The organism is Desulfobulbaceae bacterium (assembly GCA_013792005.1).
GTDB lineage: Bacteria > Desulfobacterota > Desulfobulbia > Desulfobulbales > VMSU01 > VMSU01.
The window spans coordinates 1-16,213 of record VMSU01000014.1; the positions used below are offsets into that span (position 1 = coordinate 1).

A 16,213-nucleotide genomic window follows, 5' to 3' on the forward strand; every position below is an offset into this window, starting at 1 on the left:
CCCGGCAAAGGTTGGCATTAAGGAACAACCTTGGCTAGACCTTGATCCCTTTTACATGAGTCTGGGGGAATCTACCATCCAGCGAGCAATCAGATACGCCACCTGGCTTCGGGAAACAATTCCTGATACGGAGTGAAAACTTATTCGGGAAGCCACCCAGCGTGGCCAGTTGACCGCAAACAGAAAGTTTATCAGAGAAATTTCCGTAAAAGTTGGTCGCCGTTTAGAGCTAAGAGGCCCTGGTCGGCCAAGGAAAGAAGAAAAATAAATCTGTTCCCATTTTGCCCATTTTGTCCCTGAAAAAGTAATGCTCAGGGTGGTCAAAATTGGGTTAGCACAACCCCGTTTTGCTGGTCAATTTTAGGTTAGCACTGCCAGTCTGGGGTCAGGTCACGTGCCAATAATCTGCCAATAATCTTGCTGCGCGTGCTTCGCATCTGTCCGGTTAACAGTCTAAGTCAAATATCGCGCATTGACATGTAGTCTTAATGTGGTACCGTATTAAGACAGGAGGCGCCATCATGAACATATCATCTGATATCAAGCCAGTTTCATTTCTTAAATCACATGCAGCAGACATCTTAAAGCAAATTAATGACACACGTCGCCCCATTGTTATTACACAAAACGGGGAACCCAGGGGAGTTCTTCAAGACCCTGAGAGCTATGACAATATGCGCAAGGCTATTGGCCTACTAAAGCTCATTTCCCAAGGTGAGGAAGACATCAAACAGAGGAATGCCAAAACCCAGGAACGAGTTTTTAAAGACATTGAAAAAATGTTGGCGAAAAAAGAAAAATGAGCACATCATTTAAAGTTCACTGGGCCAGTATTGCTGAAGATGACTTTAAAAATATAATCCTGTATATTGAAGAAGATAGCCCCTCAAATGCTAGAAATATTTTTGAGAAAATAAAAGAAACAGCATTAATCCTCACCCATTTTCCGGAAAGTGGTCGTATCGTTCCAGAGTTGCAAGATCAAGGTATATTTCTTTATCGCGAACTCATCTTAGCGCCGTGGAGAATCGTATACCGAATTTCTGACAATAAAGTCTACGTATTGTTGGTAATTGATTCACGTCAGAACGTTGAAGACATCTTACTGAAAAGACTTATAAGATAGGAAAAAGCATATACTCGGGTAGTCGGGGATTCTCTCCCCCATTCCCCGCACACCTAGTAAGCGTTACGACCTGCTCAGCCTATGGCAACGGTCGCGACGCAACTCCTTATCAGATGTTTGAAGAATTGCGGTAAAAGACAATGAACACTGTAACTCTGCCGGGTTTCACAACGCGTTGGCTGTATTTCTTAAGCTGATTAGAGGCGAAGGGCAAGGCTAGTAAATATTCAAAGGGGCGCAACAGAAAGCTGGAAGTAGCATGAAAACTGAGATAATAAAAAAGACAGAAAGTTTTTTCTGGAAACTTGGACTTAGGGGATGCAGATTTACTCTTAACTCCAACGGGTTGAAAGTTCATTTCCGGGTGAAGAATGAAAAATCAACATTGAGATTGTGGAGGCATAACCTTTGATTTGTTCCCCCCTTGAACGGCTGGAAAAGATTTTTGATTCAGTGGAGGCTGCGATCGAAAGTCATGCTGCCCATCGGGTTGTCGGCGCACTCTTGGTGTCGAGCTTTGTTGGCACACTGGTCGCCATCTATTTGAAACGGCATGGGTTTCTGCCCCCGTTGGTCGAAGGCTTTGTCCCTGGCTCATATTTGATGGCGATTCAGCTCGCCTTCACCCTGCTGCTCTTTGTGGAGGTTATCGCACTCATTCTGGCCATATCCCACTCCATCTCTTCCTCCGTTGGCAAACAGTTCGAATTGCTTTCGCTTATTTTCCTTCGGGACGTGTTCAAGGAGGTCGCTCATTTGGGAGAGCCGATTATCTGGGATAAGGTGGCGCCCGCCGTGTCCACTATGGCTGCCTCGGCCATCGGCGCCCTTGGTATTTTTATGGTAGTCGCTTTTTTCTATCGAGCGCAGTGTCGCCGTCCCATCACTCATGATCATTTGGAGCAGAATACCTTTATCGCTGCCAAGAAGTGTATCGCTCTGGTGCTTCTTGGCGCCTTCTTTTTCATTGTGGGCAGAAGCCTCATGGGGGCATATACAGGCACACATCTGACAAGCCCTTTCGAGTCGCTGTATACCCTTTTGATCTATACCGACGTGCTCCTGGTCCTGCTCTCCCTGCGATACAGCTCAAGCTACCACGTTGCCTTTCGTAACTCGGGGTTTGCTGTGGCCACGGTCATGATCCGCATTGCCCTCATTGCCCCGCCGCTTATCGGGGTCGGGCTCGGAGCAGCCACCTCGCTCTTTGCCCTGGCGACCACTTTGGCTTACAATCGGTTTGCTGTCATCATGGCTGAACCGTGTAATATCTCTTGACCAAGAGGTCTGGGGTTGAAATGTGAGGGCATCAAGTCGGCATTGCAATCGTTTTCAAAAAAGGGACGAGCGAGTCTGGCAATTAGGTAAGGAAACGGTGTGCGATTAAAATTTTACGCAGACAATTTTTCACAGTGAGGATATGAGTCATGCCCCCAATTGCTAAGCCAGAGAAGCGAAAGCACAAGCGATTTCCCTTGGCCGATGATACGGTTGCGATCAGTGATGCCGGTATCGGTAATGTGTTGGATATCAGTGAGGGCGGTTTTGCCGTCAAGTACTTGAAGCCTAAAGATCTATCTGACGAATGTGATGCGGTGGTTTTTAGCGCCGAGAAGGATTTTTTGGTGTCTGAACTGCCGATAAAAGTAGTCCGTAAGGATGAAATAGAGGTGTCGCCTCAGGGTGATGCCACAACCCAAACGGTAGGAGTCACGTTTAATAATCCTTCCCCTGGTCAACACGAGCAGATCAAGAAATTTGTTGCGGACTTGTCTGAGAGCTGATTTGTTGAAGGGCTTTTTTGCAGATTTACTGGCTAACGTGCGGGATATCCACAGCTTTGCTGTGATCACGTCACTGTGAGGATGCAAGGGCGCGTCATCCCCAGGGCGCTCTGATATTGTGTTATACGATATGCAGGATTGGTCACCAGGGTTTGGTGAATGGTTCGGGCAGCGCACGGTAGTCGATCATTTGATTTTTCTCTAGTAACTCCTTTCTTTTTGCCTCCCTGGCAAGTTGAGCTTGTCTCGCTGTTCCCCCCTAATGACTTTGGTTTAAATATTGTAACCCTGCCAGTGGCGAATTTAGGTAGCCCCTCCTATTCCTCATTGGTGCTAGTTTCGGCTTTTGGGTAAAGAAAATTCGTAACTGTCCAGCAGTGCCGCAGATGCTAGGCATCGGCCTGCTCATGTGTAGGAATGCACACATCGCAGGCCGATGCCTAGCATCTGCGGCACTGCTGAATAGTTACGGTTCTGGGCTTCGGCACCTTTCTGGGTCAGAAGGTGGATAGTTACGAAAATTCACGAGATCGAACTGATTTGTTACTTGTGTTTTGCAGGTATTAATATGTAGGATGATCTTAGGAGTTGTAACTTGCCACTGTGGAGGGCAAATGGTGTGAAATGAATCGGCAGGGCGTTGAAGGCGGGGAGTTTTCTTATGACCAATACATGGGGGAACTCGTGAACAGTCTAAGGGAAATGGAGGGATGTCATGGATAAAAGTCAATATGGAAGAAGGGACCGACTTATTCAGGAAGACCGACACGACACCTATCAGGAACGATGCAAGTGGCCGGAGCCTACGGTCTGCAGCGAATGTGGTGCGGTATTTTCGGAAGGCCGCTGGTCGTGGTGGGAGGTGGCGTCTGATGCTCATACCATTGTCTGCCCGGCCTGTCAGCGGATTATGGATGCCTATCCCGCCGGTTTACTTGAGTTGCGAGGGGCATTTTTTGATAGCCATCGTCAGGAGATCAATAACCTGATCCGCAATATTGAGGAGCAGGAAAAGGGGGCTCATCCCATGGAGCGAATTATGGCTATTGCTCCAGAAGGGGACCATGTTCTAGTCACAACCACAGGGGTTCATCTGGCACGGCGGATTGGCGAGGCCTTGCATCATGCCTACCAGGGGGACCTTGATTTTGCCTATGGTGATGCCGAAAAAAGTATCCGGGTCGCTTGGTGCCGAGAATAGACGCGGCAGATAGATAGGAGATTGCCGGCATTTAGCGTCCTAGATAGGTGAAGAGTGTCTTCTGGGAAAATAATTTCGGCCACAGGTCTTCATGAGACCGAGAGGTAACGCATGAAAGAAGCGATGTTCTATAAACGAGTGGAAGAGGGGAAAGTACGGTGCGGTCTTTGTCGTTTTCACTGCTTGATTGGTGAAGGGTTGCGTGGGAATTGTGGGGTTAGGGAGAATCATGACGGCACGCTCTATACCTTGGTTTATGGTAGAATCTGCGCTGAACACGTGGATCCGATCGAGAAGAAGCCGCTCTTTCATGTCATGCCGGGAAGCACCTCATATTCCATTGCTACGGTGGGATGCAATTTTCACTGTCGTCATTGTCAGAATTTCACTATTTCTCAGGCCGCACGGGGTAACCCCATTCAAGGAGAGCAGGTATCCCCTCAGGAAATTGTCCAAAGGGCGAGGAACAGTAATTGTCGTTCTGTTTCCTATACCTACACTGAGCCGACTATCTTCTTCGAGTTCGCCTATGATACAGCTCGCCTTGCCCGAGAGGCAGGTCTAGGGAATATGTTTGTCACGAATGGTTATATCAGTAAGGAGGCGCTCACGAAGATTGCGCCGTATCTGGATGCCGCTAATGTCGATCTTAAGGGGTTTTCAGAGGAGTTTTACCGAGATACTGTTCGTGCCCGGTTATCTGAGGTGCTTGATTCCCTCATCGAGTATCGTAAACAGGGGGTGTGGCTTGAAATCACCACCCTGGTCATTCCGGGGCTCAATGATTCCGATGCCGATTTGCAGGGTATCGCCTCATTTATTGTCACCAATTTGGGGGACGAAACCCCTTGGCATGTGACCCAGTTTTACCCAACCTATAAATTGATTGATCGTCATCGGACACCGGTTGAGACCCTGCGCAAGGCGCGAGAAATCGGTCGTGCCGCAGGGTTGAAATACGTTTATGAGGGCAATGTGCCTGGTGAAGGGGGCGAGAATACCTGGTGTCCTTCGTGTGAGGCGCTGCTGATCAAACGGTATGGTTTTATTATCGACAGCAACAGAATTCACAATGGCGCCTGTCCCGACTGTGGGGCTGTTATCCCCGGGATCGGGATGTGATCGCAAGCGGATAATCGGTTAAGAGCGTCAAGGGAGGTTGGTATGAATCTGGAGAACTATGAAGTCGAGATCAATTATCCCGTAGGGTCTTGTCTCATTATCGGCGCTACCACATTTGATCAAGAGTGCGGTCGGTTTGACGCCGAGATTTTCCTGAAGGGATGAAGTTTAATTTTTTCATGCCACCGGAAATCAGTCGCGAGGAGATGGTTTCCGATCACCTGCTTAATCGAGGCATCCGGGATGCCAAGGTGATCAAGGCTATGCGGGAAGTGCCGCGGGAGGCGTTTGTCGATGAAGGGATGGCGGCATTCGCCTATGATGATCGCCCCTTGCCGATTGCTGAGGGGCAGACCATCTCGCAGCCTTATATTGTGGCGTATATGATCGAGGCACTAGAGTTGGCGAGCGTGGATCGAGTGTTGGAGATCGGTACCGGGTCGGGATATGCCGCGGCAGTCTTGAGCAGAATCGTCGACACTGTCTATACGGTAGAACGGCTGACAGGGTTGGCGGAGAGCGCTAGGCGGCGGTTTCAAATGCTTGAGTATACTAATATTGTTATCTATCAGGGGGATGGCACCTTGGGGTGGCCGGAACATGCTCCGTATGATGCGATTGTCGTAACTGCAGGAGCGCCTGAGGTCCCAAAGCCCCTGCTCGACCAGCTTGCCATCGGGGGCAGGCTGGTTATTCCGGTGGGATCATCGTCCTATCTGCAAGAACTGGTCAGGGTGCGCCGGGTCGGTGAGCACGATTTTTCCACCGAAACACTCTGTGGGGTGCGATTTGTTCCCTTGATAGGCGCTGCGGGGTGGAGGTAGGTGACCCTCCCGCCTTCAGCCATCCCGTGACTTTTTGCGAGATTGTCAACTGTAATTGTTTGGCACAGTACGAGCACTAATATCGTCACACCGGAGTTACTATGCCTCTTCTTGAAGTGATCAACGTAGTTTACGGGGCAGGGAGCGGGGGGGCAGCCATTCTCGACGGGATAACCTTTGCTCTTGAACCAAGCGAGGTTCATGCCCTTCTTGGCACCAACGGTACCGGAAAAAGCACACTCGCTTACCTGGTTATGGGCTGTGAGGGGTATCACCCCATGTCTGGAGACATTGTTCTGGATGGAACGAAAATTAACGCCCTTCCGATCGATGAGCGGGCACGTTCCGGAATCACTATGGCCTGGCAGGAGCCAGTCAGATTCGAGGGGATCACGGTTAAAGATTACCTTACTTTGAAGGATCAGGGTGCTGATGCCGCGCACTATCTTGAACTAGTTGGTCTGGCGCCGGAGCGTTATCTTGATCGGATGGTGGATAGGTGTTTGAGCGGCGGCGAGCGGAAGCGGATTGAATTGGCCTCTATTCTCGCCTTAAAACCCCGTCTTGCCATTCTGGACGAACCGGACTCTGGCATCGATATGCTCTCTATTCAAGATATCATCAACGTGATCAATGTCTTCAGGGAAGAAGGCACTGCGGTGTTGTTGATTACCCACCGCGAGGAGATTGCAGGGATTGCGGATCAGGCCTCCCAGTTATGCCGTGGCAAGATCACCTGTTCGGGAAATCCGGCCAAGGTGGCGGAGCATTACAAACTGCAGAACTGTCGGGCCTGTAATAAGGGAGAGTGCCATTATGTCTGAACTTGATTCATTGCTGCAGGTATTTGGCGAGGCCGGAGGAGATCGGGGAGCCCTTGGTGACACAAAGACGGCACATCTGGCGGCTAGCGGTCATGCCATTCTCAGTTCACGCACAGTTGAGGGCCTTGAGGTCGAAGCGATGGAGACCAGCCGGGGGATTTCGGCACGGTTGCGTCTTCGTGCAGGGGTAAGGTTAGAGAATCCCGTGCACCTGTGTTTTGGTGTTCTTCACGAGGAGGGAACGCAGGAGATCGTGATGGATGTAACGATTGAGGACGATGCTAAGGCTTCGTTCATTGCCCACTGTATCTTCCCGAAGGCCAAAAAAGTTCGGCATATCATGAATGCGGTGGTGGCTATCGGTGAAAATGCCGAGATGCGGTATGCAGAGACCCATTATCACGGACTTCATGGCGGGATTGAGGTCATGCCCACACTCAGCGCGCTGGTCGGCAAGAATAGCAGGTATTGCGCTGATTTTACCCTCATTACTGGTAGGGTGGGTAAACTCGATATTGACTATGATGTCACGGCAGCTGAAAACGCCGTGGTGGAACTGACGACCCGGGTTTTTGGTCATGGCAATGATGAGTTGATTATCAAAGAAAGGGTCGTCTTGGCCGGGGAAAACTCGCGTGGGTTGATCAAGGCACGGGTTGCGCTTGAGGACCAGGCCAAGGCCGAGGTCAGGGGGATTACCGAGGGTAATGCCGCAGGGGCGAGGGGGCATGTCGATTGTATGGAGATTGTTAAAGATCAGGCTATCGCAAGGGCAGTGCCGATTGTCCAGGTGAACAATCCGCTCGCCAAGGTGACCCATGAGGCCGCTATCGGCAGTGTGGACAAGCGTCAGATGGAAACCTTGATGGCGCATGGGCTCTCAAGCCAAGAGGCGGTGGATGTGATCGTCAAGGGGATATTGCATTAGGGTGGTTGATATTGGCCGCGGATTCAACTCGTAAGTGCAACTGATGTTTTTGGCTATTATTTGATCAGGATATACAGATTACGAAAGTAGGCTTACGATAAGAGAACTATTTCGGTCTAAAAACAAAAAGCCCTCCAAACGTTTGGAGGGCTTTTGTTTTTAGATAAAGGTTCTCTTGGAAAATCAGAGCGCGTCGATAATGGCATTGAAGGTGGCGCTGGGCCGCATGGCCTGGGCGGTCTTTTCTTCATCCGGCCGGTAATAGCCGGCAATGTCCACCGGTCGACCCTGGGCTGCAGAGAGTTCTGCCACAATTTGTGCCTCGTTGTCGGCAAGGGCTTGCGCCACTTTAATGAACCGTGCCTGCAGTTCTTGGTCTTTGTCTTGGTCTGCGAGGCTTTGCGCCCAATAGAGAGCCAGGTAAAAATGGCTGCCCCTGGTGTCTAGTTCCCCTACCTTGCGGGAAGGAGATTTGCCGTGTTCGAGAAACGTCCCTATTGCCTGATCAAGGGTCTCGGCAAGCAGCCGTGCCTTCTCATTCTTGAAGGTGCTGTGGATATGCTCGAACGAGGGCACCAAGGCGCAGAATTCACCCAAGGAATCCCAGCGTAGATGGCCTTCCTTCAAGAATTGTTCGACATGTTTGGGGGCTGAGCCGCCGGCGCCGGTCTCGAACATCCCGCCGCCATTCATCAACGGGACGATGGAAAGCATTTTTGCACTGGTCCCCAGTTCCAGGATAGGAAAGAGGTCGGTGAGGTAGTCACGCAACACATTGCCGGTAACAGAGATGGTGTCTTCCCCCTTTCTGATTCTTGCTAGTGAGAAGCGCATCGCCTCCACCGGCTTCATGATTCTGATATCAAGCCCGGTGGTATCGTGGGAGGGAAGATACTCCTTCACCTTGGCAATAATCTCGGCATCATGTCCCCTGTTGGGGTCCAGCCAGAAGATGGCCGGGGTGTCTGTGGCTCGGGCGCGGTTCACTGCCAGTTTGACCCAGTCCCGGATCGGGGCATCTTTGGTCTGGCAGCTTCGGAAGATATCCCCTTCTTCTACTCGTTGGGCCAGCAACTCTTTGCCGGAGGCGATTTCAATCAGGCGGATCGTTCCCTGGCCAGGGGCGACAAAGGTTTTGTCGTGGGAACCGTACTCTTCTGCTTTTTGGGCCATCAAACCGACATTGGAGACTGAGCCCATGGTGGCTGGGTCAAAGGAGCCATGTTTGTTGCAGTCGTCCACAACCTCTTGGTAGATAGTAGCATAACAGCGGTCCGGCACCATGGCGATGGTGTCGTGCAACTTGTCGTCAGCCCCCCACATCCTGCCGCCGTCCCGGATGAAGACGGGCATAGAGGCGTCGATGATCACGTTGTTGGGCACATGAAGGTTGGTGATCCCTTTGCGGGAGTCCACCATGGCCAGTTCGCAGTTTGTTTGATAGGTGGCGAGGATGTCCGCTTCTATCTCTGCCCGCTGTGCTGCCGGCAGGGTTTCAATTTTAGCGTAGAGATCCCCTAAACCGTAGTTGGCATTCACGCCTAACTCTTTGATGACGTTGGCATGCTTGGTGAAAACCTCCTGGTAGAAGACCGAAACACAGTGGCCGAACATGATCGGGTCCGAGACCTTCATCATGGTGGCCTTGAGGTGCAAGGAGAGGAGCAGGCCTTCTTCCTTTTCCGCTGCAATCTGCTCGGCGTAGAATTTTTGCAGGCTTGCCACATTCATGGAAGAGGCATCGATTACTTCTCCTGCCAGCAGAGGGGTTTTGTCCTTGAGTATCGTGGTGGCGTCATTACTGCCGGTAAATTCGATTCGGATATCGCAGGCCTTGTCGATGGTCAGAGATTTTTCGCTGCCGTAAAAATCGCCGCCACTCATGTGGGTGACACGAGATTTGGAGTCGGCAGGCCATGTCTTCATCAGGCGGTGGGGATTTTTCTGGCCAAACTGTTTCACGGATGCGGCTGCTCTTCTATCGGAGTTGCCTTCTCGCAAGACCGGGTTAACTGCGCTGCCGAGCACCTTGGCAAAGCGGGCCTGCAGCGCTTTGTCGTCATCGGTCTTTGCTGATTCTGGGTAGTTTGGGATGGCATAGCCTTTGTCCTGCAACTCTTTGATGGCCTCTTTCAGCTGCGGAATTGAGGCGCTGATATTGGGGAGTTTGATAATGTTGGTATCCGGAAGTTTAGCGAGTTTGCCAAGTTCGGAGAGATAATCCGGAACCCGTTGACTCTCGGTGAGATTCTCGGGAAAGTTGGCGATAATTCTTCCGGAGAGGGAGATGTCCTTTCTTTCAATAGAAATGCCGGATCCCGTGGTGTATGCCTGAAGAATCGGGAGCAGGGAGTAGGTCGCCAGGGCGGGTGCTTCATCAACTTCGGTGTAGTTAATCGTTTGTGATACCATATTTTTTCCTTCCTTTTTGTGTTTGTCTCGGCTGCGGATCTGAACTGAAAATCATTAGCACATACCGGTTTGGATTGCAAATAGCATCTTAACTTCTTAGGGACTCGGAAATTACCAATTTACCTGGATCGCGCCCGGATCTGGGTCAGATTTGGTTGCGCCGATTGAACAAAACCGCAGGCGTAGCAGTGCTACGTCGAGGATTTTGTGATTGAGGCGCGACCAAAGATGGCCCAAAGCCGGGATGCGTTATGGTAAATTGGTAATTTCCGCGTCCCTTAGCGCAGCATCCCCGGTTGGAAGACCATTACCCCACCGAGGAGCAAGAGCACGATGCCGCCGATGATCTTACAGTATTTGGCGTACCGGTGACCAATGCCGGCATCGAGTGCCAATACTGCCATGCTAAAGATAATCAGGTCGTCAAGCATGAAAAAGAAATCATAGACCAGAATATAACCGTAATAAAGGAGGGGTGGGAGATTTCGAAGAGCGAGTGTGTGGGTGTAAATTGCCGGTAGGGCAGCTGAGCAGGCGAATTCGATTGAATTAATGATGAAGGCCAGGGCAATGATTGCCAGCACCGAAGTGCAGGAGATCGGTGCATGAACAATGTGCTCGATCCGACTGATGGTTTTTTTCTTTGATTCTGGATCTCCAATCTTGCAGGATAGTTCTCCCTTGGTTTGCAGGTATTCCCGGATAGTTAATATGCCGTTGCCAAGGGCGGCAAGGCCGATGATGAGCGTCAGGACCCGGATATACCCCAGGAAGAGAAAGACGTTGAGCCAGGCGGTCATGAACAGGAAATAGAGGATTCCCGACGCCACGATAAAGGTGCCAACCAGTAGCCAGATTTTCCTGCGATCTTTCAGGGTCATGATCAGTGAGATAAGATAGACCAACACCCACATCGCGCAGGGGTTAAAGCCATCCACAAGTCCAATGATCATGGCAAGGGAGAGCAAGGAATACTCGGCAAGATTGATTTTGCCGAGTAAGGGAATATCGATGGTCTTTTGGTGTTGCCAGTCCTGTTCCTTTTGGTCATAGAGTGAGGGGTTGTTGGTGAGAACGGCCTGTATTGCTTGTTCGAGGGCCATCCCGGTGGTTTTGGCGGTATCAAATCCGTAAATCACATAAGGGCCGATAAAGGTCATGGGGACACCGATGCGTTTTGATCTGCGATCGCTTTGTTCGATGAACTCGACTAGTAACTTGGCGTTTTCCGTGAGCGAGGTGTCATACTCAGCCCAGTGCAATTCAGGGTACTTGGCCTTCAGGTAGGGATTAAATTCTTTCTGTTTCTGGCAGTGAGGACATTGTGGGTGAAAGAAGAAAGCGATTTGATCGATCCTGTGATCGGCAGCATTCTTATGATACTTTTCAGCGGCATAGAGGCCGAGTCCAAGCAGGCAAAGGAGAAGGATGAGGTTTTTTTTGAAGGAATCGGCGAGGATTTCCTTGAGCCAAGCGGGGAGCGAAAAAAAGTTGGCCATATTCCTCCAATTGGCGTTTGGTGGCATCGAACACATCCCGCAGCGCCACATAGAGGTCTTCATCTTTTTCGCGATTGATTACCAGCTCGTTGCCTTGCCTGGCACACTGATATCCAGTCGGGCGCTGAAGAGTTGCCCCTGTTGCTTGTGCTTGCCTGCAATACTGTTTTCAATTAAGCAGGGGGATATTGGGTTATGCCTCGCTAACCAAACTTACAAGAATACTAGTGTTTAATTGCAGAGATAATCGATATCTTCACAGCCGTCATTCCGACCTTTGCCGGAATGACGATACAAGGTAATTTTACAATTAAACACTAGCCGTTGGTAGATTTCGCTAACAGGTAACTGCCAACCGTTAACTTCAGTAGTTGTGATTACTTCAATAAAGTTGGGATCACGTCTGCCAAGACATCCCGGATAGTTTCAACAAAAATGAATTCCATTTTTTGGGTGGCATAATCAGGTAAGTTCTTGAGATCTTTTTTGTTGTCTTTCGGTATGACGACCCGCCTGATCCCTGCCCTTTGTGCGGCAAGCAGCTTCTCCTTTATCCCGCCCACCGGCAGCACCAGTCCGCTTAAGGTGATCTCTCCCGTCATCGCGGTATCACTACGCACTGGCAAATTGGCATAGAGCGAGGCTAAGGCCGCAGCAATTGTCACCCCTGCTGACGGGCCGTCTTTGGGAATGGCGCCGGATGGCACATGGATGTGGACCGGGGTATGGTATTTCTTTATTCCAAGGGCATCACATTGCGATAGGACATAACTGTTGGCAGCATGGGCAGACTCCTTCATCACCTCGCCTAAGTGCCCGGTCAGGGTGAATTTCTCTTTTTTTGGCAGCACAATGGTTTCAACGTATAACACATCTCCTCCTGCCTCGGTCCACGCCAGACCTGTTGCCACCCCAATCGGTAGGGTCTTTCGCAGTTGTTCAACGAAAAATCGTTCTGGGCCAAGCATCTCTGAAAGATCATCATACTGAATCATCGCCGGGGAAGTGTTGAGTTCAGCAAATTTGACCGCCACTTTGCGGGCCAGCCTTCCCAGCATCCGCTCAAGTTCCCTGACCCCAGCTTCTCTGGTGTAACGCCTGATCAAGGCCATCAAGGCCTCATCGTGAATAGCAAAATTCTCCTGCCCGAGTCCTGCTTGATTTTTCTGGCGCGGTAACAGATATCTTTTGGCGATTTCAATTTTCTCTTCTTCGTAGTAGCCGCTTAAGTTGATGATCTCCATGCGGTCGAGCAGTGGTTTGGGGATAGTGTCGGTAGTATTAGCGGTGGTAATAAAAAAAACCTGAGAAAGATCAAAAGGTAAATCGAGATAGTTGTCTCGAAAGGTGTTGTTTTGTTCAGGATCTAAAATTTCCATGAGCGCCGCAGCCGGATCTCCTCGATAGTCACGACCGAGTTTGTCGATTTCGTCCAGCATCAGCAGTGGATTTTTTGTGCCGGAACGACGCAGGCTCTGGATGATGCGACCGGGCATGGCGCCAATGTAGGTACGGCGATGACCTCGCAATTCGGCCTCGTCGTGCAGGCCACCAAGGCTGAAATGTTCGAAATTTCTCTCGAGCGCCTTGGCGATTGATTGGCCAAGGGAGGTTTTGCCGACCCCAGGGGGACCAACAAAACAGAGGATTGGGCCCTTGGCGTCAGGGTTAAGTTTCATGACCGCCAGGTGTTCAATGATACGTTCCTTGATCTCTTTCAGCCCGTAATGGTCATCGTCCAGAACTTGGCGCGCATTGCTCAGGTTAAGGTTGTCGGAGGACGAGGCAGTCCAGGGCAGCTCCATGATCAGCTCAAGATGGCCCAGCGTTATCTGGTAATCGGGGGAGTGGGACGGGGTTCGTTCAAGGCGGGACAGTTCACGTTCCACCTCTTTTTCTATCTCTTCTGACCAGTGAAACTTATGAATGCGTTCCCGCAATGACTGGACATCACTTTCGACGGAGGTTTTGTCACCGAGTTGTTCATGGATCTCTTGGAGTTGTGCTCGGAGGACATATTCTTTTTGTTCGCGGCTTAGTTTCTCGTGGGTTTGTTGACTGATTTTTTTGCGGAGTTCTAGGACTTTAACTTCATGACTCAGGATTGATTGGATAATTTTCATAACTTCCATCCGGGTTGGGGCGGCAAGGATGAACTGGGCTTTGGTATATTCTTGGATGAAAAATTGTGCCAGTGGATAGATAAGCTGCAGGATATCCGTGTCTGGTGAGTGGAGTTCCGGGAAGGAGATACTCAGCTCAGGGTGACCTAAGGTCAGGTACTTATTGACGAGCTCTAATGTTTCTAATTGGAGGGCTTCAATTTCCGGACCTTTTTCAACAGGATACGGGAAAAGCTTTACCCGTGCCAACAGGAAAGGTGTGGCCGATTGATAGCCCAGTACCGTGCATCGTTCAACTCCCTGGAGCAGAATCTGGATAAACTTTTCGGAACGGGCAATAAGCCGGATGGTCGCCATTGTCCCGATGGAAAAAAGATCCTCTGGCTGAGGCACAGTAACAGAGGGATTTTTTTGAGCAAGGACCAGGAGATTTTTTTCCGGCAATTGGAGCGTCTCGTTAATTGCAGCAATGGCAGTTGGCCTCTCAGTAGTGACAGGCAGTGTCACATGGGGAAAGATAACAACATCTTTCAAGGTCAAGACCGGCAGGGTGAATTCTGAATTATAGTCAAACATAGGGGGGATTCTCCTTTTGATTGTGTGGCTGGATTAAATCCGCATCGAAGGAGGGCGGTTTTTTCGAAGTCGGGGCTTTTCTGCGACTTCGTAAGTCATGGAATTCTGATTTCGGCCGTCAAGGGCAGATGATCAGAGGCGACTTGGGACAATTCGTTGATCGGGACGTCAACACCCACCACATCTATGTCAGGAGTGGTGAAAATATGATCAATTCGGACCAGCGGATATCGGCCAAAAAAGGTTTTCTTGGGTCTTTGATCGGTTAGCTCAAGTTGGACGTCCATCAGCCGACTTTTCAAGAGTTGACAGACAGGAGACGAGGGTGGGGCATTGAAGTCCCCGCAGAGAATAACCGGGTCATGACATTCCGGGTGGCCGAGCCACTCATTGCCGATCAGGGCCTTGACCTGGTTCCGACGTTCTTTGGGAAACAGCCCCAGGTGAGTATTGATGCACTGGATCTCCTTGTCATCGATTTTGATTCGAACCCAGATTGCCCCGCGAGGTTCGAGCTGCGGTCTGCTTGCCAAGCCAGGGAGTTGACCTGTTTTGACCAGTTGCATCGGGAAATGGGTCAGGATTGCATCGCCGTATAACTCCTCTTCTATGCGAAATGTTGGGTAAAAATGAAAATCCATCTGGAGATATTGGGCAATACGATGGGCCTGGTCGATGCCGCCAGTTCGTGATTTGCCGACATCCACTTCCTGCAGTGCGACTATGTCTGGTTGGTGTTGGGCTATGACCCTGGCAATTCGTTCCGGGGAGATTTTACCGTCCATGCCGATACAGCTATGAACGTTATAGGTCATGACGCGTACCAGTCGTTTGTCTCCTGGTCGTCTTACTGGCCGAGGAGCGCTTCTTCGCTCTGACCTGCCAAGGATGTGAAAGGCGGCAGTACGTAAATCGTGAGGACGAAGATAACTTTTCCGTTCTTCCGGCAGGACGGTATCGTCTGGCAGCAGGGAAAATCCTCTGGTCTCCTCAGGCCCTGGTCCACAGTGGGAGCCATTTTCTTGTGGAAAAGTGATTGATTCTCCTCCTGCCCGCCACCCACAGAGCACAAAATCGCCGCTCTCAGGGTGTTGGCAGAGGGCAATCAAATCACGACACAGTTCAGCCAGGAAAGGGTGGTCGGCACCGAGAATTTTCTCTTTGTCTTCTGGCAGCAGGCACTTCCCTTCTTTGGTCCAGGCAGATATCTTTCCTGTGTCGGCATCAAAGAGAACCAATGGTATGTGGGCGTTATGGACCAGATCATTAGCCAGGGCATCATAATCATCAAGGGTAAGTGGGGTTGGAATGTAGACGTGGGCCAAGGGGCCCATGGCTGTCATGGCCAAACCATGGACCCTGTGCTCCACTTCCGTAACCTGTTGGCGGGCAAAGATCTTTTGCGTCCGTTCCCCGCCAAGGTTTCTGATTCGTTGTGATTGAATTCCTCCCAACCCATTAACGTGTGGCAGTATGTTGGTATGGTTGAATTTGGTGAAGACAGCGGATACTGCCTCTTCAATCGTTATTCCATATTCATTGATATAGGATTTGCTTTTTTCCTGACCATGATCAGAGTAGATCCAAAGATCGTAACTGCGATGTTTGGATCGCCTAGCCTCCCGCCAGATTCGGGAAATTGAGCTGTCTATCCCTTTAAGCGCCCAATGGGCAAAGAGCGATGAGGGACCACGTCGATGCCCCTGCCCATCGTACCCGAAAAAATAAGGGGGGATAATCGGTGGGCCGCGGGCGATGTCGTTTTTTCCGCAAATGTTTATCAGCTCTCTGAGC

At 50.5% G+C, this 16,213-nt stretch carries 13 protein-coding genes and 1 pseudogene; 9 read left to right on the top strand and 5 right to left on the bottom strand.

The window, feature by feature from the left end; genetic code table 11:
* Positions 1 to 521 precede the first annotated feature (521 nt).
* The 9 genes from FP815_00700 to FP815_00740 all read left to right on the top strand — a co-directional run bounded on the left by FP815_00700 (position 522) and on the right by FP815_00740 (position 7,809).
* Entirely contained in the window at positions 522 to 803 is a 282-nt protein-coding gene (locus FP815_00700) for a type II toxin-antitoxin system Phd/YefM family antitoxin (protein MBA3013460.1), read from the top strand.
* On the top strand, positions 800 to 1,126 hold the full coding sequence (locus FP815_00705; GenBank protein MBA3013461.1) for a type II toxin-antitoxin system RelE/ParE family toxin: 327 nt from the start codon (positions 800 to 802) through the stop codon (positions 1,124 to 1,126). The genes FP815_00700 and FP815_00705 overlap by 4 nt, the downstream gene beginning before the upstream one ends.
* A gap of 408 nt (positions 1,127 to 1,534) precedes the next feature.
* Entirely contained in the window at positions 1,535 to 2,404 is an 870-nt protein-coding gene (locus FP815_00710) for a hypothetical protein (protein ID MBA3013462.1), read from the top strand.
* 149 nt (positions 2,405 to 2,553) lie between these two features.
* Entirely contained in the window at positions 2,554 to 2,910 is a 357-nt protein-coding gene (locus FP815_00715; GenBank protein ID MBA3013463.1) for a PilZ domain-containing protein, read from the top strand.
* Between the two features lie 715 nt (positions 2,911 to 3,625).
* On the top strand, positions 3,626 to 4,111 hold the full coding sequence (locus tag FP815_00720; protein MBA3013464.1) for an ATPase: 486 nt from the start codon (positions 3,626 to 3,628) through the stop codon (positions 4,109 to 4,111).
* A 111-nt stretch (positions 4,112 to 4,222) separates the two neighbouring features.
* The gene (amrS, locus tag FP815_00725) at positions 4,223 to 5,233 is read left to right on the top strand and encodes an AmmeMemoRadiSam system radical SAM enzyme (GenBank protein MBA3013465.1); all 1,011 of its coding nucleotides are present in this window, start codon (positions 4,223 to 4,225) and stop codon (positions 5,231 to 5,233) included.
* A gap of 161 nt (positions 5,234 to 5,394) precedes the next feature.
* Positions 5,395 to 6,057, top strand: a complete 663-nt coding sequence (locus tag FP815_00730; protein MBA3013466.1) for a protein-L-isoaspartate(D-aspartate) O-methyltransferase — start codon at positions 5,395 to 5,397, stop codon at positions 6,055 to 6,057.
* Positions 6,058 to 6,158: 101 nt separating this feature from the next.
* Positions 6,159 to 6,881, top strand: a complete 723-nt coding sequence (locus tag FP815_00735; protein MBA3013467.1) for an ABC transporter ATP-binding protein — start codon at positions 6,159 to 6,161, stop codon at positions 6,879 to 6,881.
* Positions 6,874 to 7,809 (top strand): FeS assembly protein SufBD, encoded by a 936-nt coding sequence (locus tag FP815_00740; GenBank protein MBA3013468.1) that lies wholly within the window; start codon positions 6,874 to 6,876, stop codon positions 7,807 to 7,809. Before FP815_00735 ends, FP815_00740 begins: the two co-directional genes overlap by 8 nt.
* A 183-nt stretch (positions 7,810 to 7,992) precedes the next feature.
* Here the strand turns inward: FP815_00740 and FP815_00745 are convergent, their stop codons facing one another.
* The 5 genes and pseudogenes from FP815_00745 to FP815_00765 form a co-directional block, all read right to left on the bottom strand.
* Entirely contained in the window at positions 7,993 to 10,221 is a 2,229-nt protein-coding gene (locus tag FP815_00745) for an NADP-dependent isocitrate dehydrogenase (GenBank protein MBA3013469.1), read from the bottom strand.
* A gap of 278 nt (positions 10,222 to 10,499) precedes the next feature.
* Entirely contained in the window at positions 10,500 to 11,720 is a 1,221-nt protein-coding gene (locus FP815_00750) for a hypothetical protein (protein MBA3013470.1), read from the bottom strand.
* Positions 11,713 to 11,873: pseudogene (locus FP815_00755) on the bottom strand (30S ribosomal protein S30). Before FP815_00755 ends, FP815_00750 begins: the two are co-directional and overlap by 8 nt.
* Before the next feature lie 224 nt (positions 11,874 to 12,097).
* The gene (gene lon / locus FP815_00760) at positions 12,098 to 14,419 is read right to left on the bottom strand and encodes an endopeptidase La (protein ID MBA3013471.1); all 2,322 of its coding nucleotides are present in this window, start codon (positions 14,417 to 14,419) and stop codon (positions 12,098 to 12,100) included.
* A gap of 95 nt (positions 14,420 to 14,514) precedes the next feature.
* Positions 14,515 to 16,213: oxidoreductase (locus FP815_00765; GenBank protein ID MBA3013472.1), on the bottom strand; the 1,699-nt coding region annotated here is incomplete at its 5' end.